The sequence below is a fragment of the Caballeronia zhejiangensis genome (assembly GCF_000698575.1).
Taxonomy (GTDB): domain Bacteria; phylum Pseudomonadota; class Gammaproteobacteria; order Burkholderiales; family Burkholderiaceae; genus Caballeronia; species Caballeronia zhejiangensis.
In genome coordinates this window covers 40,676-67,352 of the sequence record NZ_JFHD01000036.1, presented here as the reverse complement: position 1 = coordinate 67,352, position 26,677 = coordinate 40,676, and the positions used below count along the sequence as shown (strand labels likewise).

General features: G+C 59.6%; 23 protein-coding genes. 18 read left to right on the top strand and 5 right to left on the bottom strand.

Annotation, left to right across the window (positions count from 1 at the left end):
- Nucleotides 1-38 precede the first annotated feature (38 nt).
- The 3 genes from BG60_RS29570 to BG60_RS29560 are packed head-to-tail and all read right to left on the bottom strand — an operon-like array spanning nt 39 to nt 3,913.
- Nucleotides 39-956, bottom strand: a complete 918-nt coding sequence (locus tag BG60_RS29570; protein WP_008345201.1) for a hypothetical protein — start codon at nt 954-956, stop codon at nt 39-41.
- A 39-nt stretch (nt 957-995) separates the two neighbouring features.
- Entirely contained in the window at nt 996-2,102 is a 1,107-nt protein-coding gene (locus tag BG60_RS29565; protein WP_008345200.1) for an enolase C-terminal domain-like protein, read from the bottom strand.
- 14 nt (nt 2,103-2,116) lie between these two features.
- The gene (locus tag BG60_RS29560) at nt 2,117-3,913 is read right to left on the bottom strand and encodes a thiamine pyrophosphate-requiring protein (protein WP_008345198.1); all 1,797 of its coding nucleotides are present in this window, start codon (nt 3,911-3,913) and stop codon (nt 2,117-2,119) included.
- Between the two features lie 825 nt (nt 3,914-4,738).
- On the opposite strand from BG60_RS29560, the gene coxB reads away from it, so the two are divergent.
- The 10 genes from coxB (at nt 4,739) to BG60_RS29505 (ending at nt 16,414) form a co-directional block, all read left to right on the top strand.
- Nucleotides 4,739-5,794: a cytochrome c oxidase subunit II gene (gene coxB, locus BG60_RS29550; RefSeq protein WP_008345195.1), complete on the top strand. Its 1,056-nt coding sequence runs from the start codon at nt 4,739-4,741 to the stop codon at nt 5,792-5,794.
- A gap of 10 nt (nt 5,795-5,804) precedes the next feature.
- Nucleotides 5,805-8,405: a cytochrome c oxidase subunit I gene (gene ctaD / locus BG60_RS29545; protein WP_008345193.1), complete on the top strand. Its 2,601-nt coding sequence runs from the start codon at nt 5,805-5,807 to the stop codon at nt 8,403-8,405.
- Entirely contained in the window at nt 8,405-8,884 is a 480-nt protein-coding gene (locus BG60_RS29540; RefSeq protein ID WP_008345192.1) for a hypothetical protein, read from the top strand. The genes ctaD and BG60_RS29540 overlap by 1 nt, the downstream gene beginning before the upstream one ends.
- A 43-nt stretch (nt 8,885-8,927) precedes the next feature.
- Entirely contained in the window at nt 8,928-10,211 is a 1,284-nt protein-coding gene (locus BG60_RS29535) for a c-type cytochrome (protein WP_008345191.1), read from the top strand.
- Nucleotides 10,212-10,868: 657 nt separating this feature from the next.
- The gene (locus BG60_RS29530) at nt 10,869-11,462 is read left to right on the top strand and encodes a CBS domain-containing protein (protein WP_235366195.1); all 594 of its coding nucleotides are present in this window, start codon (nt 10,869-10,871) and stop codon (nt 11,460-11,462) included.
- A 592-nt stretch (nt 11,463-12,054) separates the two neighbouring features.
- Nucleotides 12,055-13,173, top strand: coding sequence for a sensor histidine kinase (locus BG60_RS29525; RefSeq protein WP_008345189.1), 1,119 nt, complete (start codon nt 12,055-12,057; stop codon nt 13,171-13,173).
- Between the two features lie 615 nt (nt 13,174-13,788).
- Nucleotides 13,789-14,136 carry a GNAT family N-acetyltransferase gene (locus BG60_RS40105; RefSeq protein WP_326929439.1) on the top strand — a complete coding sequence of 116 codons (348 nt, stop codon included), beginning with the start codon at nt 13,789-13,791 and terminating at the stop codon, nt 14,134-14,136.
- A 598-nt stretch (nt 14,137-14,734) separates the two neighbouring features.
- Entirely contained in the window at nt 14,735-14,995 is a 261-nt protein-coding gene (locus BG60_RS29515) for a hypothetical protein (protein WP_008345186.1), read from the top strand.
- A 66-nt stretch (nt 14,996-15,061) separates the two neighbouring features.
- Nucleotides 15,062-15,382, top strand: a complete 321-nt coding sequence (locus BG60_RS29510) for a DUF4148 domain-containing protein (protein WP_051078937.1) — start codon at nt 15,062-15,064, stop codon at nt 15,380-15,382.
- A gap of 230 nt (nt 15,383-15,612) precedes the next feature.
- Nucleotides 15,613-16,414 (top strand): IS5 family transposase gene (locus tag BG60_RS29505; protein WP_085955282.1). Its coding sequence is split into 2 segments (ribosomal slippage): nt 15,613-15,962 and nt 15,961-16,414, totalling 804 coding nucleotides; the frame shifts between segments, so codons are not numbered across the junction.
- Nucleotides 16,415-16,437: 23 nt separating this feature from the next.
- Here BG60_RS29505 and BG60_RS29500 read toward each other — a convergent pair.
- Together BG60_RS29500 and BG60_RS29495 are read right to left on the bottom strand one after the other, a co-directional pair.
- The gene (locus BG60_RS29500) at nt 16,438-16,758 is read right to left on the bottom strand and encodes an nSTAND1 domain-containing NTPase (RefSeq protein ID WP_326929441.1); all 321 of its coding nucleotides are present in this window, start codon (nt 16,756-16,758) and stop codon (nt 16,438-16,440) included.
- Between the two features lie 979 nt (nt 16,759-17,737).
- Entirely contained in the window at nt 17,738-18,679 is a 942-nt protein-coding gene (locus tag BG60_RS29495) for a LysR family transcriptional regulator (RefSeq protein ID WP_008345181.1), read from the bottom strand.
- A 345-nt stretch (nt 18,680-19,024) separates the two neighbouring features.
- Here BG60_RS29495 and BG60_RS29490 point away from each other — a divergent pair, with 345 nt between their 5' ends.
- The 8 genes from BG60_RS29490 (at nt 19,025) to BG60_RS29455 (ending at nt 26,627) form a co-directional block, all read left to right on the top strand.
- Nucleotides 19,025-20,332 carry a C4-dicarboxylate transporter DctA gene (locus tag BG60_RS29490; protein WP_008345180.1) on the top strand — a complete coding sequence of 436 codons (1,308 nt, stop codon included), beginning with the start codon at nt 19,025-19,027 and terminating at the stop codon, nt 20,330-20,332.
- Nucleotides 20,333-20,354: 22 nt separating this feature from the next.
- Nucleotides 20,355-20,915, top strand: coding sequence for a carboxymuconolactone decarboxylase family protein (locus BG60_RS29485; RefSeq protein WP_033536072.1), 561 nt, complete (start codon nt 20,355-20,357; stop codon nt 20,913-20,915).
- A gap of 10 nt (nt 20,916-20,925) precedes the next feature.
- On the top strand, nt 20,926-21,759 hold the full coding sequence (locus BG60_RS29480) for an SDR family NAD(P)-dependent oxidoreductase (RefSeq protein WP_235366197.1): 834 nt from the start codon (nt 20,926-20,928) through the stop codon (nt 21,757-21,759).
- On the top strand, nt 21,759-22,586 hold the full coding sequence (locus BG60_RS29475) for an amidohydrolase family protein (protein WP_033536073.1): 828 nt from the start codon (nt 21,759-21,761) through the stop codon (nt 22,584-22,586). The genes BG60_RS29480 and BG60_RS29475 overlap by 1 nt, the downstream gene beginning before the upstream one ends.
- 8 nt (nt 22,587-22,594) lie before the next feature.
- Nucleotides 22,595-23,896, top strand: a complete 1,302-nt coding sequence (locus BG60_RS29470; protein WP_008345176.1) for an MFS transporter — start codon at nt 22,595-22,597, stop codon at nt 23,894-23,896.
- Complete coding sequence (locus tag BG60_RS29465) at nt 23,893-24,828, top strand: SMP-30/gluconolactonase/LRE family protein (protein ID WP_008345175.1); 936 nt, start codon at nt 23,893-23,895, stop codon at nt 24,826-24,828. The genes BG60_RS29470 and BG60_RS29465 overlap by 4 nt, the downstream gene beginning before the upstream one ends.
- Nucleotides 24,829-24,867: 39 nt before the next feature.
- Entirely contained in the window at nt 24,868-25,662 is a 795-nt protein-coding gene (locus BG60_RS29460; RefSeq protein ID WP_008345173.1) for a molybdate ABC transporter substrate-binding protein, read from the top strand.
- An 83-nt stretch (nt 25,663-25,745) separates the two neighbouring features.
- A complete protein-coding gene (locus tag BG60_RS29455; RefSeq protein WP_008345171.1) occupies nt 25,746-26,627 on the top strand; it encodes an alpha/beta fold hydrolase in 882 nt (293 codons plus the stop codon).
- Nucleotides 26,628-26,677 lie beyond the last annotated feature (50 nt).

Genomic DNA, 26,677 nt, shown 5'->3' with positions numbered 1-26,677 from the left:
GTTCATCACGTCGTAGCCGGGATAGCGGGGCAAGTGCTTCATTTCTTCTCGGCCTCCCGAAGACGCAGCGCGGCGAGCCCCGCGAGTGCGAGCGCCGAAAAGCTCGGCGGTGCGGGCAGCGGCGGTCCGTTAAACAGATTCTGGCTCCAGTTGCGCCAGCCGCCACGCGCGCGCGCAACGCCGCGTGCATGAAAGCCGACACCGATGAACCCGAGCGCCGTCGTCACCCGTAGCCACAGCCGCGTGAACCAGTGCTCGCGCGGACGCGCGAGGGCGACATCGACGAGCAGCCCTGCTGCGACCGGCGGAATGATGATGGGCGCGTACATGGCCGGGTTCTGAAATGCGCCGCGAAAGTGCAGCAGCGCAACTTCGCCGAGCGTGCCGAGCAGTCCGGCGCTCGTGACGAGCGCGAGCGCCTGTCCCGCCGGCATGCCGAAAAGACTCGGCGCGTGCGCGGGTTCGTCGCGCAGCCGTTCGGATACCGCGCCGAGCGCGCCGGAGAGCAGCAACGCCATCGGCGCGCCGATTGGCGCCGCGTAAAAGAGGTTGTGCCAACTCCAGCCGCCGGGGCGCTTCGTGATGTTGTACAGATGGAACCCTGTGCCAGCGACGCCCGCGAGCGCCGCACTCACATAGACCGCATTGCGCACAGGATGACGCGCCGGCTCGTGATCGGCGCTGCCGTGAAGGCCGGCCAATAACGATAGTGTCGAGACCGCCAGCGGCGTGTACATGGCGGGATTATCGAAGGAGCCGCGATAGTGCTCCATCGCGCTATCGGCCAGCACAGAGAGCGCAAGCAGCGCTGAGCTACGATTGAACGTTCGCGCCGTATCGATATGCGTCTGTACTGGCGTGCGATGGGCCTTGGGTCCTCCAAGACTCACGAGCGCGAACCCGGCCGCGGCGATCCCGCAGCCGATGGCAATGTCGATCGTTCTGGTTTGCGTCATGTTCTTCGATTCGTTTTGTTCAATCGTTGGCCGAAGTTCTTAGACGGCATACTGGTGCGCATCCGCATGTTTGAAGTCGAGTCCGCAACCGGGCCTTGACCAATCCGGCGAGATCGCGCCGTTGCGGGCGCGCGGTGCGCCATCGAAGAGCATCGACTCGATGCGCACGTGATCGTGGAACCATTCTTGATGCCGAAGACGCGGCGCGGCGCAGGCCACGTGTAAATGCAGCGCGGGCGCACAGTGCGCCGACAGCGGCACATGGAAAGCGTCGCACAGCGTCGCTGCGCGAAGGAAGCCGGTGATGCCTGCGCAGCGCGTGACATCGGCCTGTAGCACATCGACGGCTTCGTTTGCGAGCAGCGTGCGAAAGTCGTCGATCGTGAAGCCGTACTCGCCCGCCGCCAGTTCGATATGCGCGGGCAACGCGTCGCGCAACGATGCAAGGCCAGCGATATCGTCGGACGACACCGGCTCCTCGAACCACTCGACACCGTATTGCGCGAATCGTTGCGCGTAGACTAGCGCCTGCTTGCGATTGAGCGCGCCGTTGGCATCGACGAAAAGGCCGGCATCATCGCCAATGGCCTCGCGCGCAACGGCCACGCGATGCGGATCGCGCGATGGCTGGGTGCCGATCTTGATCTTGACCCAGCGGCATCCGTCTTCATGCACCCAGCTCGAGAGTTGATCGCGGATTTCGTCGTCGGTATAGGTAGTGAAGCCGCCGCTGCCGTAGAGCGGCACGCGGCTGCGTACGGCGCCGAGCAGACGGGCAAGCGGTATGTCGAGCAGGCGCGCCTTTACGTCCCACAGCGCGCAGTCGAGCGCCGATATCGCGCACGCGGCGATCCCCGAGCGGCCGATGTTGCGCACGCGCTGCTGCATATGTAACCAAAGGGCGTCGATGTTCCATGCGTCTTCGCCAACGAGCGTCGGGGCGAGCGCCGATTCAATGAAGTTCGCTGTCGTCGCGTCGTTGTAGGTATAGCCGATACCCGTCTTGCCTGCTGCGGTAAGTTCCACAACGACGAGTGTCGTCGATGACCAGGAAAACGTCCCATCGGCTTCCGGTCTGTCCGTCGGAATGGTGTAGGCGCGCGCCCGGATCGCCTCGACCGGCGCCTCGCGTCTTGTGAGGTGCATGACACAAGTCCCCTTTACTTGTTCTTATGCGCTGGTAACACTGCGCCCAGAACCTGTTTCGCAGTGTCGACGATGATGTTGCCTTCGTCTGGGTCACCTTCGAATAGCGTCGTGGCGAAAGCTTTCGCCTGTTCAAGCGTGATGTGCGGCGGCAGCGGCGGGACATTCGGATCGGCCTTCACCTCGATCACCACGGGGCGATCCGAGCCCAGTGCTTCGTCCCACACTGCGCCCATGCGCTCGGCGTCCTCGACGTATATGCCTCGCAATCCGATTAGCTCGGCGAAGCGGTGGTATGGCACAGATGGGATGTCTTGCGACGCCTCGAACTTCGGGTCGCCGTTCATGACGCGCTGTTCCCACGTAACCTGGTTCAGGTCGTCATTGTGTAGCACCATGCAAATCCAGCGCGGATCCGACCATTGCTTCCAGTACTTCGCGACCGTGATCAACTCGGCCATGTTGTTCATCTGCATTGCCCCGTCGCCTACCAGCGCGATCACAGGCCGCCCAGGATGTGCGAATTTCGCGGAGATCGCATACGGCACGGCTGCACCCATGGAAGCAAGGCCCCCGGAGAGCGAGCACATCATGCCGCGCTTGACTTTTAAATCGCGCGCGTACCAGTTTGCACACGATCCGGAGTCACTGGTCACGATGGCGTTAGGCGGTACGCGAGGGGACAATTCCCATATCGTGCGTTGCGGGTTCACGCCGGTGGTCCCCGACGCGAGCGCGCGCTTCTCAAGCTTGCTCCACCAGTCAGTCATCCAGCCTTCGATGTCCGTACGCCACGTACGCTCCTTCTTCTGTTCGAGCAATGGCAAAAGCGCGCGCAATGTCTCCGCGCTGTCCCCGACGAGATTGACCTCCATCGGATAACGAATGGACAGCATGTCCGGCTGGATGTCGATCTGTATGCCGCGTGCGGCGCCTTCCTTCGGCAAAAATTCGGAATACGGAAAACCCGAGCCGATCATCAGCAACGTGTCGCATCCAGACATCAGCTTGTAGCTGGGCTCAGTGCCAAGCAGACCGATCGAACCTGTGACATTCGGCAGATCGTCGGGGAGGGCGGCTTTGCCCAAAAGCGCTTTTGCGACCCCGGCCCCGAGTTTTTCCGCCACCGCGATCACTTCATCGGTCGCCTTCAACGCGCCCGCGCCGACGAGAATGGCCACCTTCTTGCCCGCGTTGAGGACCTCCGCGGCGCGATGGAGATCGTCGGCATAGGGCACAGTTTTCGGCGCGCGATAACCGACGCCTGAGTGCAAGGTCCCGTGCTTGCGCGGCGGCGGTTCGTATTTAAGCTCCTGCAAATCGTTCGGGAACACGAGCGCAGCGACTTTCCGGTCACCCAGCGCAGTCCGGATAGCCCTGTCGACGAGATGACGAACCTGGGCGGGCACGCTTGCCTGTTGCACGAAAGCGCCCGCGACATCCTTGAACATTGACTGAAGATCGACTTCTTGTTGATAGTGGCCGCCGAGCGATGCGCGTGCTTGCTGGCCGGCGATAGCAAGCACGGGCATGTGATCGAGCCGAGCGTCGTAGAGCCCAGCGAGAAGGTGTGCTGCGCCAGGTCCGGATGTCGCCAGACACACCCCGAGTTCGCCGGTGAACTTTGCGTGCGCCGACGCCATGAATGCGGCCATCTCCTCGTGCCGCGTCTGTATGAATTCGATCTTGCCCTTCGCGCGATTCAACGCGCCCAGGATGCCGTTGATGCCATCGCCCGGATAGCCAAAAATGCGACGAACGCCCCATGCGTGCAGGCGGTCGACCACGAAATCGCCGACGGTGATAGACATGGTTTTCTCCGTAGTTGCAGCGAAGATGCTTGTGACGTTGGCTCAAGCAGGTATGTCACAATGTGATGCAATGAACGTGCCGCATCGCGGACGGTCACGGAACTTGGCGCATCGAGGCTAACCGTCAGGCCTCTGCAAGCAGGCACCGCAGCTCACTCATTTGGTCCAGATGTAAGCAGTAATTCGATAGACACATCGTTTGCCTTGCGACTGAGATGCACCTGTATATGACGCGATCTTTGTCCTCCAGCTTGCCTCCAACGAGCCGTGCGCGCTCCCAGCGCGTTACAACACAGAGTCCCGTGAGCGGCGCCTTAGAGAGACTCGGCGACTCCTCGACCGTCGCCCGGCGGATTCTGGGGCGCCGCTCACCTGGACGGGTAAAGAACATAGAAGCGGGTGATCACGGGCGAATGCGTTATCTCTTCGGAGTACCGCAGGAAAGTTCCCAGCATAGCGAATATGCGAGAGGCGCTCAGCATCGTCACCGGTGCACGGCTCCTTACACCTTCATGTCGATTAGCCATCACCTCTCCCTCCGCTATCTTTCGAAAACTATCCAACCCGCGCGAAGCGCCTACTAGCGATCGGTTCGCGCGCTCCGCAGCAAACTTTGCAAGCATCTGAAAAAAGATCACGTTGTGATACATATCATTCAAGGCAAATTCGCGGGGCGTGCGCAGATTGTGTTGCGCGAACGAACATTGGAATAGCAGTTGCTCCCTTTCAACGAGCCGAGCCACCCTAATCGGTAGCTCAATCGGCGCAAGAAGAAGGCGAAGAGCATTCCAGCAATTTCGGTCTAAAGATCCAGGAGACAGCGTGGTGCGCCGTGTTCTCTTGTCGGTTGTACAAGTCGGAGCCTTGCTTCCTGCCGCGCTCTATCATCTCGGCGCGTTGGCCGCCGAAGCGCCTTCGCGCGAGGCGGACTTGCTCGCGGCTGCGTCGACGCCGCTCGCGTATTTTCTGCGCAGCAGGGGGCCTGCTGCACAGCCAGTCCTCTATCTTGGATGGACGCTTGCTACCATATGCGCGCTGGTTTGCGTGATCATCGCCGGAATGCTTCTCATCGGCATGTTTCGACGTAGGAAGCCGCAGGACGCGCGAGCGCTCGTCTCCGAAGGGGGGGTGCGCTTAGTCTACGTCGGCTCGGTGCTCTCCACCATCGCGCTCTTTGGCATCGCCGTCTATATGCTCTCTGTGCTCGCGGAGGTCGCCGACCCTTCGAAAACGCCGGGTTTGACCGTGACGGTCACCGCCTACGACTGGTGGTGGAAAGTTGACTATGTGGACGGCGAGAGCCGCTTCTCAACTGCCAACGAGTTGCACATTCCGTCTGGCGTGCCCGTGCTCGTCTTGCTGAAAAGCGCTGACGTGATTCACGCTTTCTGGGTGCCCGAACTAGCGGGTAAGACACAGACGATTCCTGGCACCGCGAACCGGCAGTGGATCCACGCGGACCACCCTGGCATTTTCCGAGGCCAATGCACGCAGTATTGCGGCGTACAGCATGCGCACATGGCGTTCGAGGTGTACGCACAGACGCAGGCTGATTACGACCGGTGGTACACCGCGCAGATGGGGGCAGCACCCGCACCGTCGACAGCCCAAGCGATCCGAGGAAGGAAGCTCTTCGCAGAACGCTGCGCGGGATGCCATACGGTTCGTGGAAGCAAGGCGAGCGGGGTTCAGGCGCCGGACCTCACCCACGTGTTGTCGCGTCGGCTGCTTGCAGCAGGAAGCGTCGTCAATACACCCGAGAACCTGATCGACTGGATCGAGCACGCCCAGGAAATCAAGCCCGGCACGCTAATGTCCGATATGCAGCTCTCGCCCGCGGAAGCGGGCGACTTGTCGGCCTACCTCGCCACTCTCAAGTAAGGAATAGACGATGGCCGCCATCGGTGATCGAAGCGCTGCGCAGGCCCATCGGGTCGCTTTCCGCCGTGAGCCTGAGTTTGGCAGCGTGCCGCAAGGGTCGGAGGCCGAGAAGCGCTTGCGTGAAATCTGGGAAGGAGATTCGGGTTGGCGCGGTTTCGTCACAACCGTCGATCACAAAAAGATTGGCTTGCGCTACATCGTGACAGCGTTCCTGTTTCTTTTGCTGGGCGGAGTTGAAGCGCTGATTATGCGTTTGCAGCTCGCGCAGCCGAACCAATCACTGGTGACGCCTAGCCAGTTCGCCGAGCTTTTCACGATGCACGGCGTCACGATGATTTTCTTGTATGCGCTTCCGGTGCTCAGCGGCTTCTCGAATTTCCTTTGGCCGCTCATGTTGGGCTCCCGCGACATGGCGTTTCCCCGTCTGAACGCGCTTTCGTATTGGGTTTTTCTCTTTGCCGGCATCTTCCTTTATGGCAGCTTTCCATTCGGGCAGGCCCCGAATGCCGGTTGGTTCAACTATGTGCCACTTTCATCCCTGGAATACAGCCGTGGAATAAATATCGATGTCTACTCACTCGGTATGGTGCTGCTCGGCATCTCGACGACCGTTGGGGCAGTGAATTTTGTAGTCACGCTTTTTCGCATGCGCGCGGTCGGCATGTCGGTGGACCGGCTGCCGATTATCGTCTGGGGCACGCTGACCATTTCGTTTGCGAATCTCTTTGCAGTGCCGTCGGTGAGTTTGGCGTTTCTGCTGCTGTGGATGGACCGCAATATTGGTACGCATTTCTTCGACGTGGCGAGCGACGGACGGCCGCTGCTCTGGCAGCACTTGTTCTGGATGTTCGCCCATCCGTGGGTCTACGTCGTCGTGCTGCCGGCGATGGGTATTGTCTCGGATGCCCTGCCGACGTTCTGTCGTCGTCCCCTCGTCGCTTATGCAGCGGTGGCTATGGCGACTGTCAGTACCATGGTCGTTGGTTTTGAAGTGTGGATCCATCACATGTTCGCAACCGGGATCACGCCTTTGGCGCTGGCCTTCTTTGGCGCGGCAAGTTTGCTCATCTCGATTCCAAGCGCGGTCGCCGTGTTTGCATGGGTCGCGACGATCTGGACCGGACGACCCGTCTTCGCCGTACCGTTCCTCTACTTCGCGAGTTTTGTGCTGATGTTCGTCGTCGGCGGCGTTTCCGGCGTGATGACCGCCGCTGTGCCGCTCGACTGGCAGCTGACTGATACCTACTTTGTTGTTGCGCATCTACATTATGTGCTGCTAGGGATCAACGTTTTTCCCGTCTTCGGCGGAATCACCTACTGGTTTCCGAAATTCACCGGACGGATGATGAGTGAACGATGGGGCGAGATCGCGTTCTGGATCATCCTCGTGGGGTTCAATCTTGGTTTCTTCCCGATGCACATCTCGGGATTGCTCGGCATGCCTCGGCGCATCTACACCTATCCTGAAGGCATGGGGTGGGATACGTCGAATTTGATCACGACGATCGGTTCCTTTATTTTTGCGTTAGGCGTTCTGCTCTTTGTGGTGAACGCGCTTGTCTCGGCACGCCGCGGATGTGAAGCGCCGAAGAACCCATGGGACGCGCCTGGGCTCGAATGGTCGACCGAGTCGCCTCCGGCGCCGTACAACTTTGCGGTCTTGCCGGTGATCGAATCGCGGCATCCGATGTGGGAGGATCGCCTGCAGCCGAAGGGCCGGCGGTCGAGTCTTTCATCAGGATACTTGCTTCATCGAGGGCGCGAGGCGCTTGGTGTCCACCCTTTCAGTGGCAGCCCCGATGTCATTCTCAAGATGCCCGAGGATGCCTGGTCGCCATTCTTTCTCGGACTCTTTGGCGCACTTGTTTTCGTCGGCGTGTTGCTGCGCTCGCCGTCTTTTTTCGTTGTGGCGCTCGCGGCGGCAGGGGCAACGCTCATCGCATGGCTGTGGCCGCGGCGCACGCTCGCACAGCGCGAGCCTCCCGGACCAGCGCAGACCGTTCCCGTGAACACCGGCACAAGCAAGGACGCTCTGCCCGTCGGGAGCGCAGGCGAGCACTCGGGGGGATGGTGGGGCGTGCTGGCACTCGTCGCGACGGAAGCGAGTCTTTTCGGTTATTTGATCTTTTGCTACTTCTACTCACAGTCTCAGACGACTCTCCCGTGGCCGCCGGAAGGCATGCCGAAAATCGGCACAGGTGCGCTGAGCACCGGCACACTCATCTTGAGCAGCGTGTTTGCGTGGCTCTCCGAGCGAACACTTAAGAGAAGTAAGCGATGGCAAGCATTCGGGTGGATGTTGGTCGCTATTGCGCTGGGCGTCGCGTTCGCTGGGATGCAGTGGAAGGAGTGGCACGACCATCCGTATGGCATTACAGCTCATCTCTACGGCTCCCTCTACTTCACTATCACGGGCTTTCATATGGCCCACGTCGCCGTCGGGCTGGTCATTCTGGTTCTGCTCGCGATCTGGATCGCGTTGGGTTATTTCGACGCCGAACGCAACGCACCGATGCGCATCGGCGGACTCTATTGGCACTTCGTCGACGTCGTCTGGCTATTCATCTTTACATCGTTGTATGTGACGCCGTTCTGGATGCGAGGCCACTGATGCAAACGCCCGTTCCCGTGGAGAAGTCTGCGCTCACCCGAAGCGAGAAGCGCCGTGTTGGCCTTTGCGCGAGTGCTGGATTTTTCTTCGCGCCCGGCGCTTGGCTGCTTCAAGTGATGGTCTCCGAGACGATCTCCGCCCAAGCCTGCTCGGCTGGATCCATCCCGCGTGTCACACCGGTCTTTCCAAATCTCGATGGATGGTTGTATGGAACGTCAATCGCTGCCTTCGCCGTCGCGGCTATATGCGCCGCACTCGCCGTGTACGGTTATGTGCTCCTAGGTCGCAAGCAAAAGCAGGTCAAAGAAGAGCGTTCGGATGTAGCGTCATCCGCGGAGCTGTCGCGCGCTGAGGAAGAGGTGAGTCGTAAACGCTTCGTTGCACTATGCAGCGCGCTTATCGGATGCGGATTCGTCCTCGGGCTGATGTTCACGGTCCTTGCCGAAGTGTTTTTTCAATCTTGTAGCCAGTGGCATTGACATGAACGCGATTAGTACTCGAGATTAGCTTGTCAATGCGCTGATGATTGTAGCGTTAAGCGCATGTGGCGAACGGTCGACAGATCGCTTAGCGGATAACATCACCGGCCAGACACCGTTGACGACCGATCCGAAGCTGATTGCTCGGGGTGAATATCTTGCAAAAGCTGGCGACTGCAGTGCATGCCACGACGCCGCGGATCACACGCCGCTTGGCGGCGGCATGCCGGTCAACTCGCCGTTTGGTCCGATCTATGCAAGCAACATCACACCGGACCCCGTGTTCGGTATTGGCCGTTATACCTTGCTGGACTTCGCCGACGCTCTGCGCATCGGTAAGCGCCGCGACGGCAAACGGCTTTACCCGGCAATGCCGTATCCGTCGCTCGCGAACATGACGGACGAGGACGTGACCGCGTTGTACGCATATTTGATGCACGGCGTCGCGCCGGCCGCCAAGCGTGCGCCCGACACGCACTTGCCGTTTCCGTTCAATCAACGTTGGGGCATGCTGTTCTGGAGTCTCGCGTTCGGCAATCAAGACCGGTACCAAGCGAACTCGAAACAAACCGCGCAGTGGAACCGAGGCGCGTATCTTGTACAAGGACTTGGACACTGCGGTGCATGTCACACGCCGCGAGGCCCCGCTTACAACGAGCTCGGCTATAGCGAAACGTCACCACGGTATCTGACCGGTGGGGTCAACGATCACTGGCTTGCGCCTAACTTGACCGGTGACCCAGGTAGTGGTCTTGGGCGATGGTCGGCAAACGACATCGTCAATTTCTTGCGAACCGGCCACGGCGCGGGTGCGATCGCGTTCGGCGCTATGGCCCCCGTGGTTGAGGATAGCACGCAGCATCTGTCCGAACCTGATCTCCAGGCGATGGCCGTCTACCTCAAGTCGCTTCCCCCTCAACAGACCTACGGGAGTTTCGCTAACAACCCGCACGCTCAGGTGCAAACCGCGCGAAGCATTCGAACCGGCGAAGTCGAGCGCCCTGGCGCCGGTGTTTATCTATCCTTCTGCGCGCGGTGCCATCAGGTCGACGGGCGAGGTCAGCCCGGAAAAATTGCAGCGCTCGCTGGCAATCCGCTTGTCCTGGCCGAAGATCCGACCTCGGTGATGCGCATCGTCATAGAAGGTAGTAAGGGTCCCAACACCAAGACGGGACCCGCGCCTCAGAAGATGCCCGGATTTAACGGCAAGCTGACGTCCTCTGAGATCGCTCAGGTGGTGAGCTTCGTTCGCGGCGCATGGGGCAATCACGCCGCGCCTGTCTCGGACCAAGAAGTAGAGCGGCTGCGATCGGCCATCCACAAGTAAAGGGCGCCTGAAGTGCCTCAAAAAAAACGTCGCAACAACATTGTTATGCGGAAGGCGTTTAGGCGCCTCAACATTCGCGTGACGGCGTGCTTGAAGGAGAGCCAATGAGACTGGTCGCCGCAGGTTGCAGACGGCATTTGAATCTCACAGTGGTCTTTAACGACACATGTAACGTTCCTGGTCCAGTTATGCGGCGCGCGGCTAGCCCCCTCGAGGGGATGCATAACTTCTGCTTCTCTGCAGCTGGAGGCCGACCGGTCGCGTCCCGTTATCCTTCTACTTTCGGAACTGGCCGCCAGGCACGAAAAGATGCGAACGTCGCTTAGCGGTGTTTTCCAGGGATAAGAGCAGCACGTCTATCTATTGGCACAATTGCAGAACGTAGTCATGCTATGCATTCCGCTCTTGTTACGCGGAAAACCTAGGCAAGCCGAAGGGCAGGTCCTGCTCCAACGCAAGAACGCTACGATGTTCCAGGGCAACGCACCGCGAGCATAACCGCGCGCAAGGCAAATATATCACGGTGTGATATAAAGGAGGAAGCGCGTGTATTGCATGCCTACGTCAGACACTTGAAAAGATGCCCATACGACAACATTCGTTGCCCAGTTCGAACTTGTGGCCAGGCCTACGCTGGTCCGACGCAGTGAGGTGAGTATGTCGATCTTCATTCTCCCAAAATTGCGCGCGACCGTTCGCGATGCCATTTCCCGCCTCCGTTTTAAGTACTCGCACAGCGGAACGGCAGCTAGGTGGCCGATTGTCGGAAGACCGCGCGATTCGCGCTGCAACCAGCTGGAACAGCAAGCACGTTTTCGGATGCTCCTGGAAATGAGTTGCGCACAGGTCATGCATACTCCGGTGACGACCGTTCACGGAGATGCAACCGCTGGAGAGGCGCTCGCATTACTTGACAAAACCGGATTCAAGCTGCTCCCGGTGATCGATCGCGAACGGCGGCTTTTGGGCGTTGTTGCGCGGGATGACCTTCGGCCGGCTAGACAGGAACTTCAGTTCGCTTCACGGGCGGCCGGAAGGCACGGCGGCGAGTTGATAGACGAAGAGGTGACTGTTCACGCGGTCATGCAATCGGACGTGAGTACTATCGATGCTGACACACCGATCTCGAAGGTCCTTCCGCGCTTCATGGCGAACGGACATCATCATTTCCCTGTCGTACGGAACGGCGCTGAGTTGGTTGGAATGTTGACTCAGTCCGATCTGCTCATGGCTGTCTGCGGCGACCGATGAAAGATCTGAAAGCCAATGCCTGCACGGCGAATCTCGGGAATGACCGGAAGCAAGGAGAGGGTTCATGTTGGACTCAGGGTCTTCGTCGCGTTCAAGCAGGAACACCGGTCGCGAACGCCGCCAGCATCTGAAGGTCGATCCTTTCTGTCGCCGATGACTACCGTCCCGGTGGGGAAGCTATCAGTACACGCTCGCCCGACATCTTCGCCAGAACACTGCGACAGGACAATACCGTCCTCATTGCGTTCACCGCCGTGGAAGAATGCGTCGCTCGACCGCTCTGCTCGTGATGCATTGGGGCGGGTTGAACACGGGTTAGGAACTTAGCACTTATCTCGGTCTGTCACCTCGTCCCCGAGCGCGTGGTCCCGATAAAGCCATGCGCCATCCGTCCCTGATTGCCGCAGTTTGGAAGTCGATGGCCTTGCGGCCCTGCGGGCGACAGCCTGAGCGTCGTTCCTCGGCTGGTGTGGGCAGAATTTGCGATAAAAAACAAATTATGGTTCGATAGGTCATGGTGACCGGCTGCCAGGGCTGGTTGCGCCCGAAAGAGAGCGTTCGTATAGGAACAACGCCCGTACCGGAGAAATGCATGAGCCTCGCCGACTTTATTGAAGCTGATTTATCCGGTCTGATCGACGACTGGACCCGCTACGCGCTTGTGCTCAGCCAAGAGGAGAGCCAACTGACGGAAGCGCAACTGCGTGATTCGGCGGCCGACATCCTGAGGGCGATCGCGACGGACATGCGTGAGACGCAGAGCGCCGGGCAGCAGGAAACTAAATCGCGCGGCGACAAGGAGGAGCCGGATTCCGCCTTTAACCGGGTCGCGCGACTGCATGCGGAGGATCGCCTGTCGCACGGCTTCAGCATCGACGACGTGGTTGCCGAGTTCCGTTCCCTGCGCGCCACAGTGCTGCGCCGCTGGCAGGAAACGTCGCCCACCGGTGCCGAGGCGTTTCAAGAGATGATCCGGTTCAACGAGGCGATCGACCAAGTGCTTGCCGAATCGGTGCGGCACTACGCACACCGCACTGAGCGCATCCGCGACTTATTCGCCGGCGTGCTCGCCCATGACCTGCGCTCGCCACTGGGCGCAATACTGAATGCCGGCGAAGTACTCTTACACGACGAGGGTCTCTCTGCTGGCGGCGCAAGGGCAGTGGCATTTGTTCAGCGTGGCGCGATGCGGATGAAACATATGATCGATGATCTGCTCATCTTCACACGCACGCGGCTGGGCGACGCGCTTCCGGTAAGTTTCACACCGCAGGATATGGAGCGGATCTGTCGCGATGCGGCGGACGAAGTGCGCGCGTCCTACCCCAATGCCCATATCGAGCTGCGTCTGGCCGGCGAACTCCGCGGCAGGTGGGACGGTAGCCGACTCAGCGAGTTGCTGGCGAACCTGCTGACGAACGCTGTGCGCTACGGAACAGGTCGTATCGTCGTAGAAGCCACCGGTCATGACGGCCAGGTTACCCTAGTCGTATCCCACGAAGGCAATCCGATCCCGGAACGCGCGCTGCCCACGCTGTTCGATCCGCTGACCCGGGCTGGCCCGGCCGACCGGCGTGGTACGGCGGCAGGCCTGGGCCTGGGCCTTTACATCTGCCGCTGCATTGCCATCGCGCACCAGGGAACAATAGGGGTCGCTTCTTCAGAAAACGGCACTTCCTTCACCGTCTGCCTGCCGTGCTCGCCAGCATGATACGACCGACAACATGTTCAATGGGCGCGTCCAGCTCGTCCGGTCACATTCCGCTTGTACATAGGTCCGTATGGGTCATGTCGTGCTATCCGAGATCGCTAATCTCTACCGCGCGCTGTCTGCTATGCTCGCTTTCGAGCGCCGTAGCGACATCCCACAAAACTGAAGGAAGGGCAGCAACGGGTCCGGGAAGGAGCCAATGGTGTCCGCGGGACAGCCGCTGTTCGAGGACTGCTACGACTCACCGATAGCATGGTGCCGATGCAGATGTGCTTTCAGGCCGCGCTGTTGCGGTAAGTCTTCATGTCGAGACATTCGGCAAACCGATAATGCGCCGCGGCGTCGCGGTGATTACTGATTGATTGCAGCACGGACACGGAAATTCAACGCGCTACTGAACCGCAAGCTGCTCAAGGGTTAAAGCTAGCTGGTATCTGATCCCCGTGGCTATCTCGCCGACGATAGCCCATCGTTCGTACGCAAACGTTCAGCTTACGACAGCATGTATGGACGCCGACATGCTCAAGCGCCAGTTCATCGGCCACCGGTATCGGAACCGACTTTTGATGCCGAGCACTTCGCTCGCCAACGGAGACCAGGCGAGTATCGCGGGGTATTTGGCAACTTCGATGGCTCGCGTTTGGTAGGTATCGCTGGCCTTGGACGCGAGGACCGTCGGCAGCTGAGCCACAAGGCTTTCCTTTGGGGCGTTATGTCGAACCGGACATGAGGCGTCAGGGCGTCAGCAAGATGCTGATCAGCGAAATCCTCAGTTTTGCGAAGCGCGTGCCGGGCATTATTCAAGTGAATCTGACCGTCAAGGCGGCCAACACGGCGGGCCTCAAGCCTTCACGCGTCGCTCGGGTTTCAGCAGTTTGGGCTGGAGCCGAAATCTTGATTAGATGCCGGTGCTTTCCCGGCTGGCAATGGGATACGCCAGCGCTCTCGAACGATATGCAATGACAAAAAGCCACGCCGCACTATAGCGATCTGGCGTCCGCGGAGGGCACGCCCGTGCCGCGTGCAACGTACCGCGCTACCGCGGCGGCTCCTTTTCGTGCGCTTGGCACATCGAGCACCACCAGCGTCAGTTTCGTCGGCGTCAGCGATCCGTATTACGGGCATTTGAAAATCGGCTCGCTCGATTTGTCCGCTGCGCGCCTGCCGCCGCCCTGACGCTAAATAACGACGGCTTGGCCCCGATGAATGCACAGGTGCGCGTGAAGTTCCGCGGGCAGCAAGGAAGGCGGGCCCGTTTGGTGATCACCTTTTGCATAGGTCGAGAAGATAGGCGCGTAGGGCTTTGGGTTCCAATTCGTCGGTCCCAATTCGTCTTCATCCTCGATGCGCTTTACAAAAAGCCTCAGCCGGGAATTTTCCGAGCACCCGCGAGGTATACCGAGCAAGCGCGCTTCAGCGCGCAATCTCCCCACGCATCCTGCACTTTCCAACGAGACCCGCAGGCGCGCGTTACCGCGTCGCTGACCGAGGCGTCTTAAATAGTCTGTCGCAAGCGCGTCGCACGCTTGCGCCCCGTAATTTACTCCAAGAGGTGTTGGAAATGAAAGCAACCTTTCTTCTAGCAATCACGGCCGCGAGCATGCTCGCGGTCGGTCCCGCCGGTGCTCAGGACATGGCGCCGACGGACGGCACGACGATGCAGCAAAGAGCCCAAGGCGGCCAAGCCGCGCCGGGCGACACATCCTATGGCGGTATGGATTCCGCCAGCATGACTGGCAATACGTCGCGAAACATGTCGCCTGCAGGCCCGAACGGGCATTGCACGCCGGGCCTCAGTTGCGACATCTACCGCGGGCAATAAATCGGTATGCGTCGTGTGATCAACACGCATAACACGCGCCATGCGTCGCGCATCAAATGGAGGTAAATGATGAAGACCCTCTTCGCAGTTGCAACGCTTCTTTCGACGGCACTGGTCGCGGCGGCAGCCCAAGGCCAGACAAGTGCACCGCTCACGCGAGAACAGGTTCGGTCCGAACTGGCGGAACTGGCGGGCGCCGGATACAGGCCTACATCTGACGATCCGAATTACCCAAGCGACATTCAGAGCGCCGAAGCTCGATTGTCCGCACAACCCGGCAGAAGCGAGGCCAATAGCGGCCACGGTGGTTCATTCTCTGGTGCGCAACAGGCCGGCGGTCCGGCAGCCGTGGGCGCGACACAGAAGGATATCTTCTTCGGGCAGTGATCGATTTCGCCGTACTCGCCGCATTCCACGGCGTCCGATTGCGCGAATCAGGACGGCCGCGCTGCGACGGGTAGGTTGCTGGCGCGAATGCTGCGCCTCTCGCCAGCGACCACAGCGGCGACGTACTCCCGCGAACGCACTAAGAAACGGTTTCAAAAAGAGTTCGTAGGGGCTGTTAACTCGTAACGCAACCTGTTAACCTCGATCGACGTAACAACAGGATCGAGGAGATGGGCAAATCAATCATCGACGACGAACTGTGGGCACTAATCGAGCCACTGCTACCACCGGCGAAGCCACGCCGATTCAAGTACCCGGGCCGCAAGCCGGTACAGGATCGAGCTGCGCTGACCGGCATCCTGTTCGTGCTGAAGACCGGCATCCGGTGGCGAGATCTGCCAGCGGAGATGGAGTGCGGCTCCGGCGTCAGCTGCTGGCGCAGGCTACGCGATTGGCAGCAAGCCGGCGTGTGGAATCGACTGCACGCATTGCTGCTAGCGAAACTGCGAGCGGCCGAGAAGATCGACTTCTCCCGAGTCGTCGTCGATTCCTCTTCGATTCGTGCGGTTGGGGCGGGCGAAAACTGGCCCGAACCCCACCGATCGAGCGCGACCTGGATCGAAACACCACATCGCCACCGACGCCTACGGAACGCCAATCGCGGCAATCCTGACCGGCGCCAATCGTAACGACGTCACCCAACTGGTTCCGCTGATCGAGGCAATCGCACCGATCGGCGGCGTGCGTGGACGACCTCTGAGCCGTCCTGGCCGCGTCTACGCCGACCGCGGTTACGACCACGACAAATGCCGACGCATCCTTCACGAACGCAACATCCCAACCATCATTGCGAGGCGCGGCCACCCTCACGGTAGTGGCCTTGGAAAAGTCCGTTGGGTCGTCGAACGTACTCACGCCTGGCTGCATCATTTCCGCCGTCTCCGAATTCGCTTCGAACGTCGCGCCGACATTCACGAAGCGTTCCTCAAACTCGGCTGTTGCTTGATCTGCTGGAATATCCGGCCGTTGTAGTCATTGCGCAGAACCATTAGAACTTACAGATTACGAATCGGCCTTTCAGCGAGTGAGTGCAGCAATGATGCGAAGGTGTCGCGCCGTTCCTCATCCGCGAGAATCAGGAATCCCTCGAACTGATCGAGCACTAGCAGAATTTTTTTTTGTGAAATCTTTTTCGTCGCCCTTTCGAGTAGGTCACGGAGAGTCACATCACCGGTCGGTGGCCGCTCCCAGACAGCACCGGGAGCTAGCAACGCCCGAGTAACAGCAGCGATCGGATCGCCAATCAGCCGCGCACTCACGACGCGCACATCCGCATTTTCTCTGGCGAGCCGAGGCAGCACCCAAGCCAAGAGGATCGAACTTTTCCCTTGAGCCCGAGGTTCCGCTGAGACGGAGGAGCGGCGCGGGGTTGCCGACTAACCACGCGTAGACTTTTTCGTGAACGTTGTCCGCACGGCGAAAGTTCGAGCTTGGTTCGTACGGTGTTAAACGGAAATAGTCCGGATCCTTGATCTTGCCGTCTATACCCAACTTCATTGCAAGACGCTTGTACCGCTGCTCGCGCCAAGTTGGAATAAGCCATAGCAGGATCAGCACCGCCGGTACCATGGCAAAGGCGACGGCGATCCAGACTGATACGCCCCATTTCTCAGTTTCCAACCGAATTACACCCGGAATCCCCGAATCGCTATGAGCAGAGCAATGTAAAGCTTGGTGGTCTGGTATACCGCCTTGAGAATCGACAGAAAAGACTGTTCCTTTTTACGCGACGAGAGCGTCCGTTTGTCCGTTGACGTGCTGGAGGCATCTGTTGGTTTCGACATATCCCCTCCAGTATTTTTCAATTTATAGGCGAAGAGCGGGCTGCGTATCAGACGAAATTGCCGACGTCTTGGGCAACGGGCCAAGCCTCACGATTATTTTACAAATCTTAACCGTGCACACAGGAGCAGCGGCGGCATGGTCTTGGTCCGCCCTCTCAAAGATGCTGCGTATATGCTTGCTCACGTCGCGAATCCGCAGGTAGGTTTCGTCGCAGCGTGTAGCGCAGTTGCATGTTGGATGGCACTTGATCATTCGAAAGCGGCCGCAGGGGCCGCACGAGCCTGTACGGCAGCAACAGGTCGGCAAGGGAAGCTCGCCTGTTGGCGCGTTCTGCGGCGAGCCGCGCGTCCAATGAACTTCGGGGATCGGCCAAAAGGCGACCTCCGAAAGCGGGTGGCGAGTGACCGAAACGCCTTGCACAAGCTGCCGCCCTCAATCAGCCCAAGCGCTGGCTGCCGAGGGGTTGCCGCTCAACGCAGTCACCGCTCATCGTCTCCAAGGAGGCTCATTTCACGAATCGCCGTCATCCAACCAAACGATGTCATCCCGCCACTGCTCATTCTGAACGAAGCCCGCCAGCTTTTCTCGCAGCATCGCGGTCCAAGCAGTCACGAATCGGGACGAGGGCGCATCGCGCAACGTGGTTATCGCGACCGTCGAACGTATCGAGGGTCGATTGATTGCCTGTGCTAGTACATCGCCTCTCGCTGCTTCGTCGCGGATCGCGATTGACGTAAGGATAGAGTATCCGACGCCAGCTTTCACAAGCTGCTTGGTGAGAGCAACGCTATCCACCTCAAGCTCAACCCGTAGCCGAATGCCATGTTGGACGGCAGCGTGTTCGATGACGCGCCGATTGCTGTGCGGCAAGCCCGGCAGAATCAACGGAAGGTTGGCGAGGTCGCGAATGTGAAAACCCTCTTTGGGCATTTTCGTGCCCGGGGGAGCGATCAGAATCATCGGCTCACTGTAAAGAGGACGGACGTTGAACGCATCGAGCGGAGGCTGGTTGTACACAACGGCCAAGTCGACCCGTCGGTCCAGCACCCATTCCTGTAGCGAGCTGCTCTGTCCCTCGCGGATATGCAACGAAACCCGGGGAAACACGGCCCGGAAACCGCGGACAAGCTCGGCGCCAATCAAGGTACCCATCGTGGGCGGTAGACCCACGGCAAGGTACCCTCGCTCTTCATCAACGCTCGCCCTGACATGCTCGCCGGTTTCGCCCACCATTTGTGTGATGACTTCTGCCCGCTCCAGCAAACGGGCACCAGCGGCAGTCAATCGCACGCCACGGCCGTGCCGAACGAATAGCGGCACCCCAATTTCTTCTTCGAGCTTGGCAATTTGGCGGCTCAGTGCGGGCTGTGCGATGTAGAGCTCGGCCGCGGCCCGATTAAAACTGCCGGCGCGCGCCACATGGATAAAGTTCTTCAACTCGCGTACGTCCATATCCCCTTCGAGTTATGCTTGGATGGCATACCTTCGTATAGTTACTCGGTCTTTGTCAAGCCTCTGCGGAGCTCTTATGCTTGAGCCAACAAATACAAGACAGAAAGAAGTGGAGACGAGTCAATTCCAACGGATCGCAAAGTGCGCATCCGAACTTCAACAGGCGTGATGACACTGGAACGGTGAAATCAGCCCGACTCGCATTATTCCGCTCCCGCTCTCTGCCCACAGAAACTTGACCAGTGCCAATGGCCGGGCGGGCTTCGAGTGCCCATCGCCCAGTGATTGGACGCGAGGTCAACGGTACAGGCCGATTCACGGCCAATAGTCGATATAGGAGACGAGATGAAGCGGTTAAAGCAATTACATGTGCAAGTACTCATCGGACTTGCGTGTGCAATCGTCTTGGGGTTGACGAAGCCCGAGTGGGCCGTCGCGATGAAGCCGCTCGGCGTGGGCTTCATCGCCTTACTCAAGATGATGCTGGCTCCCATCATTTTCTGCACGTTGGTCCAGGGTATTGCCCACGTGAAAGACCTGCGCATGCTCGGCCGCATGGGCGTCAAATCGCTCGTGTATTTCGAAATTGTGAGCACCGTCGCGATGATTCTCGGCTTCGTGATGGTGAATGTGTTCCAACCCGGCACCGGGCTGCACGCCACGAATATCGCTGAAAGTCAGGCAGCGGTAAAGGCGACAACGAGTGCCGGTGGCATCTCCGCCGTTGACTACCTGCTGAGTCTGATCCCGCATACGCTTGTCGATGCATTCGCGAAAGGCGATATCGTTCAAGTGCTGATCATCTCACTGCTCGCGGGACTCGCGCTAAACATGGCCGTAGGTCCCGAGTCGATCCTCCTGCGCGGTATCGACGAAGCACAGTCGGTTCTCTTTCGCATGCTTGCGTTCATCATGAGGCTTGCGCCGCTGGGTGCATTTGGCGCGATGGCTGCAGCGATCGGGAGCTACGGCAGCGTGACGCTGATGTACCTGCTGAAGGTCATCGTTTTGTACTACGCGGCGTCGCTGCTCTTCGTCTTTGGCGTGCTTGGCAGCATTAGCTGGATAATTGGTTTGCCTTTCTTCAGCATTTTGAAGCTGATTCGGGACGAACTCCTGCTCATTTTTGGTACCGCGTCGAGTGAAGTTGCTCTGCCTCGCCTTATTGAAAAGCTTCAGCGCTCCGGTTGTGATGAGGCGGTCGTCGGATTTGTTCTTCCAGCGGGGTACAGCTTCAACCTAGACGGCACGTCCATCTACATGGCCATTGCGATCGGCTTCGTGGCGCAGGCGACTGACACACCGTTCTCCCTGGGGCAGCAACTTGGACTGCTCGCTATCTTGAGTCTTACCTCGAAGGGCGGCACGACGGTCGCGGGTGGTGCCTTCGTCAAGTTGGCTGCAACGTTGCAATCCGTGCGGAGTCTGCCTCTCAGCGGTCTAGGCCTCCTCTTCGGGATCGATCGCGTGATGGCCACGGCGACGGCCCTGGTGAATGTAGTAGGCAACACACTTGCCGTCTTCGCGATCGCCCGATGGGAAGGAGCCTTTGACGCAAGCGCGTTCGAACGAGAGACCGGTGCTAAACCGCGCCGCTCATGCCTCAAGCAGCAGAAGGGCGCCGCTACGACTGCTACGGCCCAGTCGAACTGAACTCACCGAGGGTACAACGCTCATGACACGTCTTCCTCCAATCGACCCCGCGCAACTTGATACAGAGCAGCGGGCCGTGTACGACGCAATCGCCAATGGTCCGCGCAAGGGTGTACGAGGACCTCTCGCCGTCTGGCTGCATCGACCGAAACTCGCTGATCGCTCCCAGGCCTTAGGCCGCTATTGCCGATACGACAGCAGCGTGCCTGCCCGGCTGTCGGAGCTCGCCATCATGTTCATGGGCCGCTACTGGCTTGCCGAATACGAATGGGCCGCGCACAAGCCGTTCGCGCTCGAGGCCGGCGTGTCGAACGAAGTCATCGACGCAATCCGCGTCGGCAAAATGCCTCCATTCGCCCGTCGAGACGAAGAGTTGGTGTTTGCTTTCCTCACCCAGTTGCATGAACAGCGAAAAGTTGACGACGCGCTATATCAGGAGCTTGTCGAGGAAATCGGCGAAGGCGGCGTTGTGGACCTTGTCGGCATCGCCGGCTACTACACGCTGATCTCAATGACCATCAAAGTTTTCGAAGTGCCGCATCCGCCAAGCGTCGCACCGGAACTTCCCCAAGAATCGAACTGAGGAGCATCAAGTGGAAACTTCGCAGAATCCCATCGATAACACGAATTCAGGACGCCTTAACGGTAAGGTTGCTATTGTCACCGGCGCGGGCTGTGTGGGTCCCGGATGGGGGAACGGACGGGCAGTTGCAGTCCTCTTTGCGCAAGCAGGAGCCAAGATCTTCGCGGTCGACAAGAATCCCGAGGCGATGGAGGAAACCGTACGCCGAGTGCGCGAGGTCGGCGGTGAAATCACTTCCTACGGCTGTGACGTCACGGACTCGACCGCCGTTCAAGCGATGGTCGAGACGTGTCGCGGGAAGTACGGGCGTGTCGACGTTTTGGTGAACAACGTCGGCGGTTCGGCCGCGGGTGGTCCCGTCGCGCTCTCCGAAGATAAATGGGACGCTCAGGTCGCGTTCAACCTGAAAAGCGTGTACCTCATGTGCAAGTACGTACTTCCAGTGATGGAAGCCCAAGGCAGCGGTTCCATCGTGAATACCGCATCGACCTCTGGCCTGCGCTGGACCGGCTCCGCCCAAGTCGCGTACGCCGCATGCAAAGCCGGCGTTATCCAGCTGGGCAAAGTGGTCGCGGTCGAGTACGCCAAAAAGGGCATTCGTGTGAATACGGTCGTCCCTGGGCAACTGCACACGCCGATGGTCGAGGCGCGCCTCGCCGGGCAACGCTCGGGTGGAGACGTGGACAAGTTGCTGGAGAGCCGCGTTGCACGTATTCCGCTCGGCTTCATGGGAGACGGGCGCGACACCGCGAACGCCGCGCTGTTCCTGGCGTCGGACGAAGCGCGTTTCGTCACCGGCACGGAAATCGTCGTCGACGGCGGCATGACCGCACGGTGCGACTGATGAACAGCCTGCACACGACCGGTGGCCGGTGGGACTGCCACACGCATATTTACGGACCGTGGCAAGACTACCCTCTTCCCGAGGACGCTGTCTATCGCCCCCAAGAGGCGCCGCTGACGGCGCTCCTTGAAATGCATCGGAAGCTGGGCATTTCCCACGGGGTACTGGTTCAAGCGGCCTGCTACCGGACCGATCACACCGCGCTGCTCGACGCGCTCTCGCACACCGAGGGCCAATATAAAGGCGTCGCGCTCCTCGATGGCTCGGAAAGTGACAGTCAGCTGGAGGCGCTTCACGACGGCGGAGTACGCGGGGTCCGTTTGAACTTCATGGGGCACCTTGCTGAAGCTCAAAATCTAAGCGAGCTCGGTGGGCTTGCCGAACGGGTTGGTTCTTTGGGTTGGCATGTTCTGCTCCACGGCAAGCTGGATCAGGTCCTTCCCGTTCTCGCCAGTTGGCGCAAGCTTCGCACAACGTTAGTCATCGATCACATGGCACGTCCCGACCTCGATCTCGACGCTGATATCGAGGGGCTGGTGGCGCTGAGAAAATACCTGGACAACGAACACCGCTGGATCAAGCTGTCCGGCGTGGACCGGATGATGGGTGGCTCGGATAAGCCCTGGTTCAAGGCCTTACCTCACGTACGTGGGCTGCTCGCGGCAGCGCCTGATCGAGCGATTTGGGGCAGTGATTGGCCACATCCCAATATCCAGGGCGACGTACCGAATGACGCCAAGCTTCTCGAGTTCATCGAAACGGCCTGCGGCGATACTCAAACCGCTGATGCGGTGCTTGTTCATAATCCCCGCCGGCTTTACCTGTAGGTGGCATCATGCGCACAACGACAATCACTCAGGAGACAGGGTACAGCGCCGAACAGGCTGCTTGCAGAAAAGCAGCGTGGCGCATCGTACCTCTGCTGGCGCTCGCCTACTTCGTCAACTATCTGGACCGCACGAACGTCGGCTTTGCCGCACTCGCCATGAATCGGGACCTCGGGCTGACGGCATCGCAGTTCGGCTTGGCTGCGGGCATCTTCTATGTCGGGTATTGCTTCTTCGAGGTGCCGAGCAATCTCGCGCTTTATCGATTTGGCGCACGACGTTGGTTGGCGCGAATCATGATTACCTGGGGCCTGTTCGCCGCCGCCACGAGTCTTGCGACCGGCCCGATCAGTTACTCACTGCTTCGTTTGCTCGCGGGCGTCGGCGAGGCCGGTTTCTTTCCTGGGGTCATCTTCTTTTTGACATTGTGGTTCCCGGCACGCTATCGCACGCAGATGATGGCGTGGTTCCTGGCGGCCGTACCGCTTTCGTCGGTGTTCAGCGGCCCCCTGTCGGTCTCAATGCTCACGCTCGAGGGCTGGCTTGGACTTCACGGCTGGCAGTGGCTTTTCATCCTCCAAGGACTTCCGGCGTGTCTGCTCGGCATTCTGTGTCTGAAATTTCTGAGTGACTCGCCGGACAAGGCGCATTGGCTAACGGCCGAGGAGCGCTTGGCTTTGCAAGCGGCCGTTGAACGTGAGCGTCCGGCGAACGTCGAGAAGCACTTCGTTCGGTCGCTTTTGGACTGGCGCGTTTGGTTGCTAACCGGCATCCTTTTCAGCTACATCATCGGCATTCTCGGCATCGGCGTCTGGCTGCCGACGATTCTAAAGACGCACGATCTCGGCAACACGGAGATTGGGCTGCTTACCGCGCTTCCCTATGTCGTTGGAAGTGTGGGGATGCTTCTGTGGGGCCGAGTCTTGGCTCGCTCTCAGCGCTATGTCAACCATCTTGCGCTGACCTGCGGGCTGGCAGCGATCGGTTTCTTTTGCTCGGTGGTCTCGGACGACCTGATGCCGGCAATGGCCGGCTTAACGATCGCAGTTATTGGCCTCTCGTCGGTGCGCACGTGCTTCTACAGCATTCCAGCGACGTTCCTCGGCAAGGAAGCAGCAGCCGGCGGACTTGCGTTCATCAACTCTGTCGGCAGCCTCGGTGGCCTGGTCGGCCCTTACATAGTGGGTTGGCTCAAGGATACGACAGGCTCTTTCAAGGCGGGCCTTATTGGAATGGGCGCGATGCTCGTGCTCGCAACCGTTCTGACTGTTGTTCTGCTGGTGATCATGAATAGGAAGGACGCGAGATGAGCACATGGCAACCCAGTATGCGTACTCCCGACCCTGCAATCCGCGCGTTGGACAAGCGATTCGAACATTACCGCCTGGCGCATGCGAAGGTCGAACGCTTATGGACAGGGTGCCGTTGGGCGGAGGGACCCGTGTGGTTCGGAGATGCAAACTTGCTTTACTGGACCGACCTCCCTAATGAGCGCATCTTGAAATGGGATGCATCGACTGAGCGGGTTTCGACCTGGCGCGCGCCATCAAACAAAGCGAATGGCATGACCCGCGACCGCCAGGGCCGACTCATCGTTTGCGAACACGGCACCAGGCGCGTCACGCGTACTGAATACGACGGACGGGTCACTGTGCTTGCCGACCAGTTCAACGGAAAGCCGCTTAATTCTCCCAATGACGTCGTCGTTACTCGCGATGGTGCGGTGTGGTTCACGGACCCGCCATTTGGCCTCGTGAGTGACTACATGGGACAGGTAGGAGAGCCAGAGTTGCCCGCATGCGTCTATCGGCTCGACCCGCAAAGTGGGCAACTCGAATGTGTCGCCGACGACATCGAAGGTCCAAATGGCCTCGCGTTTTCGCCGGATGAGCGTGGGCTGTACGTCGTCGCATCCCGAGCCCGCCCGCGAACCATCATGGCGTTTGACGTTCTCGATGGCCAGAGGCTTCGGCAGGGCCGCGTGCTCATCGATGCAAAAGACGGGACGCCGGACGGCTTTAGAGTCGACGTCGACGGAAACCTGTGGTGCGGGTGGGGCACCGGCACCGAGGAGCTGGATGGCGTCCGCGTCTTCGCGCCGGACGGTACGGCGATTGGACACATAGCGCTGCCCGAGCGTTGCGCGAATTTGTGTTTCGGCGGACGCGACAACAACCGCATCTTCATGGCCTCGACCACGTCTTTGTATGCGCTGTTCGTCAATGCACGCGGCGCAGTCTAGACCGCGAGCAATCCGTATTCATACAGAAGGAGACAAGTAATGGTAGTCGGAAAGAAATGGTCAATGCGCGCGTCCGTCGTGGCGCTCGTCTGCGCAGCCGGATTTAGCGTGGCAGCGCAAGCGGCGGACGTTCATGTGCTCGCAACCGGTGCACTCTCCGCCGCATTCAAGCAACTGGTCCCGGCGTTCGAGCGCGACACCGGCAACCACCTGTTGATTTCCTGGGGTCCATCCTATGGCGCGTCTCCCGACGCCCTGCCCGTGCGCATCGAGAGCGGCGAGCCGATGGATGTCTGCTTCATGATCGGTGCCGCGCTCGACGAGCAAATCAAACAAGGCGCGTTCGTCGCCGACACGAGGACCGACATTGCTGAATCTGCAGTCGGGGTGGCGGTACGCCCAGGCATTCCGAAGCCGGACGTCTCGACGCCCGAAAAACTCAAAGCGGCGCTCCTGTCTGCCAAGTCCGTTGCCTTCTCGGAAGGGGCGAGCGGAACGTACATCACCGGAACGCTGTTCCCCAAGCTCGGCATTGCCGAGCAGATGAAGGAAAAGAGCGTGCTTATAAAAGGTCGTGAGCTGGTAGGTGCGGCTCTTCTGCGTGGCGATGCAGACCTGGGTCTTCAGCAAATCAGCGAATTAAAGGCATTCCACGACATTCAATTCGTGGGTCCCCTTCCGCGAGAAGTACAGAAGGTGAGCGTCATTTCTGGCGCAATTTCGAAGAACGCCCGGCAAGGCGATGCGGCGAAAGCCTTCCTCGTCTATCTGAAGTCAAAAAACGCCGTAGCCATCTTCGACAGCACCGGACTCGAGCAGCCGCAGACGCACTGATACCCAAAAACATCGACCCGAAGCTGCGGAGAACGCTTGTACCGCCGCTGGGTCGTTGTCGTGCCTACTTCCAGGAGACATCTATGAAATTCGCAACAAGCGCACTTGCCGCGGCACTCTTCACTCTTTCCGTGGCCGCGTTCGCAGCAACCGGTACTGCCAAGATAACCGACGACGTCGTCAAGCATGACAACGTCCAGATCGAGGTGCTAAGCCAAGGCACGGGCCCGACCGTCGTCATCCTTCCGTCTTTAGGACGTTCGGTGCGCGACTATGATCAGGTAGCCCAGTACCTGGTCGCAGATGGCTTTCGAGTGCTGCGTCCGGAGCCGCGCGGTGTTGGCAAAAGCAAAGGACCGATGGAGAACCTGAGCGTGCATGATTTCGCGTCTGACGTCGCGATGGTCATCGACGAAAAGAAAGCGGGCCCGGTGGTCGTGGTCGGACACGCGTGGGGCAACTTCGCCGCGCGCCAGTTGGCTGCGGACCGTCCCGACCTCGTCAAGGGCGTCGTTGTGGCAGCTGCCTCGGCAGGCAAAGTTCCACCAGGCTCGACCGAGAAGCCAATCAACGCCGAAATGCGCAAGGCGATCGACGGCGCGGGGGACCTCAAGCTGCCGGAGGCACAGCGGCTTCAGTACCTTAAGGAAGCGTTCTTCGCGCCCGGAAACGACCCGAGCGTTTGGCTGAGCGGGTGGCATCCCGAAACGCATGAGGCAGAGGGACATGCTCGCAATACGACTCCGGTCGACGATTATTTCGCTGCGGGCACTGCACCGATTCTGGACTTGCAGGGAGAGAACGATGCAGTGGCACCGCGTCGATTTTCCCAGGTTCTCAAGTCCATGCTCGGCGACCGGGTGACGGTGGTCGTACTGCCGAACGCGGGCCACGCCATGGCGCCTGAACAGCCGAAAGCGATGGCCGACGCAATCTCCACTTTCGCCAAGCGCGTGAACCAATAACCTGACGTCGATACTCAAGCGGCAAAGCGGATCGAAGTTCACCGCTTCGC